The sequence below is a fragment of the Streptococcus oralis genome (genome assembly GCF_001579175.1).
Lineage (GTDB): Bacteria > Bacillota > Bacilli > Lactobacillales > Streptococcaceae > Streptococcus > Streptococcus oralis_O.
Genome location: NZ_KQ970761.1, coordinates 25,794 through 29,209, shown reverse-complemented (window position 1 = coordinate 29,209; position 3,416 = coordinate 25,794). Strand labels below are relative to the sequence as shown.

The 3,416-nt window shown below is 44.0% G+C and carries 5 protein-coding genes and 1 pseudogene; all 6 read left to right on the top strand.

Annotated elements, in window-relative coordinates:
- Nucleotides 1-73 (top strand): annotated as a pseudogene (locus SORDD24_RS11800) (tRNA (guanosine(46)-N7)-methyltransferase TrmB); the annotation flags it as partial.
- A 126-nt stretch (nucleotides 74-199) separates the two neighbouring features.
- Nucleotides 200-679: a ribosome maturation factor RimP gene (gene rimP, locus SORDD24_RS08565; protein WP_000338696.1), complete on the top strand. Its 480-nt coding sequence runs from the start codon at nucleotides 200-202 to the stop codon at nucleotides 677-679.
- A 42-nt stretch (nucleotides 680-721) separates the two neighbouring features.
- Nucleotides 722-1,858 carry a transcription termination factor NusA gene (gene nusA / locus SORDD24_RS08560; RefSeq protein ID WP_000032277.1) on the top strand — a complete coding sequence of 379 codons (1,137 nt, stop codon included), beginning with the start codon at nucleotides 722-724 and terminating at the stop codon, nucleotides 1,856-1,858.
- Between the two features lie 21 nt (nucleotides 1,859-1,879).
- Nucleotides 1,880-2,173, top strand: a complete 294-nt coding sequence (gene rnpM, locus SORDD24_RS08555; RefSeq protein WP_000857560.1) for an RNase P modulator RnpM — start codon at nucleotides 1,880-1,882, stop codon at nucleotides 2,171-2,173.
- On the top strand, nucleotides 2,166-2,465 hold the full coding sequence (locus SORDD24_RS08550) for a YlxQ-related RNA-binding protein (protein ID WP_001041403.1): 300 nt from the start codon (nucleotides 2,166-2,168) through the stop codon (nucleotides 2,463-2,465). Before rnpM ends, SORDD24_RS08550 begins: the two co-directional genes overlap by 8 nt.
- A 16-nt stretch (nucleotides 2,466-2,481) precedes the next feature.
- The coding region (locus tag SORDD24_RS08545) for a translation initiation factor IF-2 N-terminal domain-containing protein (protein WP_196757293.1) at nucleotides 2,482-3,416 on the top strand (935 nt) is incomplete at its 3' end.

Sequence of the window (3,416 nt, the reverse complement as noted above, 5' to 3'; positions counted from 1 at the left end):
TGTCATGACAGAATATGAGCAAAAATTCTCCAACAAGGGTCAAGTAATCTACCGAGTTGAGGCAGAATTTTAAGAAATAGCTTAAAAATCAGCCGTTTGAGTGCTTATACTTTACATAAATTGACAAACGTGCTATACTGATAGTAAGAATATGAGAAAGAGAGGCGGGGAAATATCTTCGCCTCTTGCTTATGAGGAGGTGGACGCAATCGCAACAATCGTAGAATTAGTCAGAGAAGTTGTAGAACCTGTCATCCAAGCACCTTTTGAACTCGTGGATATCGAGTATGGAAAGATTGGCAGTGACATGATTCTCAGTATTTTTGTAGATAAACCTGAAGGAATTACCTTGAACGACACGGCAGACCTGACAGAAATTATCAGTCCTGTCTTAGACACCATCAAGCCCGATCCCTTCCCAGAACAATATTTCCTAGAAATCACCAGTCCAGGCTTGGAACGTCCTTTGAAAACCAAGGATGCCGTCGCTGGAGCAGTTGGAAAATACATCCATGTCGGGCTCTACCAAGCCATTGATAAGCAAAAAGTCTTTGAAGGAACCTTGGTATCCTTTGAAGGGGATGAGTTGACCATGGAATATATGGACAAGACACGTAAGAAAACCGTTCAAATTCCATACAGTTTAGTATCAAAAGCACGTTTAGCAGTAAAACTATAGAAAAGAAAGGATAGCTTTTGAGGATTCAAAAGTAAAAAGAACATGAGTAAAGAAATGCTAGAGGCCTTCCGCATTTTGGAAGAAGACAAGGGAATCAAAAAAGAAGACATCATCGACGCAGTAGTAGAGTCGCTTCGTTCCGCTTATCGCAGACGCTATGGTCAATCTGACAGCGTAGCTATTGACTTCAACGAAAAAACAGGTGATTTTACTGTCTATACTGTCCGTGAAGTTGTAGATGAAGTATTTGATAGCCGTTTGGAAATCAGCTTGAAAGATGCCCTTGCCATTAATTCAGCCTATGAGCTTGGTGACAAAATCAAGTTTGAAGAAGCACCAGCTGAGTTTGGTCGTGTAGCAGCCCAATCTGCTAAACAAACCATTATGGAAAAAATGCGCAAGCAAACACGTGCCATCACTTATAATACATACAAAGAACATGAACAAGAAATCATGTCTGGTACTGTAGAACGCTTTGACAACCGTTTCATCTATGTCAACCTTGGCAGCATCGAAGCCCAATTGTCAAAACAAGATCAAATCCCTGGAGAAGTTTTTGCTTCTCACGATCGTATCGAAGTTTATGTCTACAAAGTTGAAGACAATCCTCGTGGCGTCAACGTCTTTGTCAGTCGTAGCCATCCAGAGATGATTAAGCGTTTGATGGAGCAAGAAATTCCAGAAGTTTATGACGGAACTGTTGAAATCATGAGTGTGGCCCGTGAAGCAGGTGACCGTACCAAGGTTGCTGTTCGTAGCCACAATCCAAACGTGGACGCTATCGGGACAATCGTTGGTCGTGGTGGTGCCAATATCAAGAAGATCACTAGCAAGTTCCACCCAGCTCGCTACGACGCCAAGAGCGACCGCATGATTCCTGTCGAAGAAAACATCGACGTTATCGAGTGGGTAGCAGATCCAGCTGAGTTTATCTACAATGCTATCGCACCTGCAGAGGTTGACCAAGTTATCTTTGATGAAAATGACAGCAAACGTGCCTTGGTCGTTGTACCTGATAACAAGCTTTCTCTAGCTATCGGTCGTCGTGGACAAAACGTTCGCTTGGCGGCTCACTTGACGGGTTACCGTATCGATATCAAGTCTGCCAGCGAATTTGAAGCTATGGAAGAAGCAGGTCAAGTGGATTACGCAGCTGCGGACGAATTGATCGAAGAATAAAAGCTGCTAGAGGAGGGAAAGATGAAAACAAGAAAAATCCCTTTGCGCAAGTCTGTTGTATCCAATGAAGTGATTGATAAGCGTGATCTGCTCCGCATTGTCAAGAACAAAGAAGGACAGGTCTTTATCGATCCGACAGGCAAGGCCAATGGCCGTGGCGCTTATATCAAGCTAGACAATGCAGAAGCCCTAGAGGCAAAAAAGAAGAAAGTCTTTAACCGCAGCTTTAACATGGAAGTGGAAGAAAGCTTTTATGACGAGTTGATCGCTTATGTGGATCACAAAGTGAAAAGAAGAGAGTTAGGACTTGAATAAGCAAAAGATAAGCAATCTCTTGGGACTTGCTCAACGAGCAGGCCGGATCATATCGGGTGAGGAATTGGTGGTCAAGTCCATCCAAGATCAGAAAGCCAAGCTAGTCTTTCTAGCTCATGATGCTGGTCCCAATCTGACCAAGAAGATTCAAGATAAAAGTGACTATTATCAAGTAGAAGTTATAACCGTGTTTTCAACACTGGAATTAAGCATAGCAGTCGGAAAATCGAGAAAGGTTTTGGCTGTGACAGATGCTGGATTTACAAAGAAAATGAGGTCTCTTATGGAATAGAAGAGGAGGACATGATTTGTCTAAGAAAAGATTGTACGAAATCGCAAAAGAACTTGGAAAAGAAAGTAAAGAAGTTGTAGCGCGTGCAAAAGAGTTGGGCTTGGATGTGAAAAGCCACTCATCGAGCGTGGAAACCGCTGCTGCTGAGCAAATCGCGGCTAGCTTTAAACCTGCACCTGCTCCTAAGGCAGAAGCAAAAGCTGTAGCACCAAAAGCAAGTGTAGAAAAGAAAGCGGAAAAGTCTGTTTCGGCTAAACTAGCTGTCGCAAAGGAAGAGAGCAAACCAGCTACACCTGCAGCTCCTAAGGAAGAAAAAGTTGTGGCTGCAAGACCGCAGAGCCGAAACTTCAAGGCGGAGCGTGAGGCACGTGCTAAAGAGCAGGCAGAGCGACGCAAACAAAACAAGGGCAATAACCGTGACCAACAACAAAACGGTAACCGTCCGAAAAACGACGGCCGTAATGGTGGTAAACCTGGTCAAGGAAACCGCGACAATCGCCGATTTAACGACCAAGGGAAGAAACCACAAGGTCAAGGAAATCGTAGCAATGATCGCCGTCAGCAACAAGACTTCCAGCCAAAACAAGCTGGTCCACGTGTTGACTTTAAAGCCCGTGCAGCAGCCCTAAAAGCAGAGCAAAACGCAGAGTACGCACGCTCAAGCGAGGAGCGCTTCAAACAATCACAAGCTGCTAAAGAAGCCTTGGCTCAAGCTAATAAACGCAAGGAGCCTGAAGAAATCTTTGAAGAAGCTGCTAAGCTAGCTGAACAAACGCAGCCAGCAGTAACAGTAGCTCCTGTAGCGAAAGAAGCGCCAGTGGATACACGTCGTAAAAAACAAGCTCGACCAGACAAAGAACGTGATGATTATGATCACGAAGAAGATGGTCCTAGAAAACAACAAAAGAATCGAAGTAGTCAGAATCAAGTGAGAAATCAAAGAAATAGTAA

Excerpts from the sequence above, each read along its gene's own strand:
- nusA (WP_000032277.1), top strand. The coding sequence starts at position 722 with ATGAGTAAAGAAATGCTAGAGGCCTTCCGCATTTTGGAAGAAGACAAG.
- rnpM (WP_000857560.1), top strand. The coding sequence starts at position 1,880 with ATGAAAACAAGAAAAATCCCTTTGCGCAAGTCTGTTGTATCCAATGAA.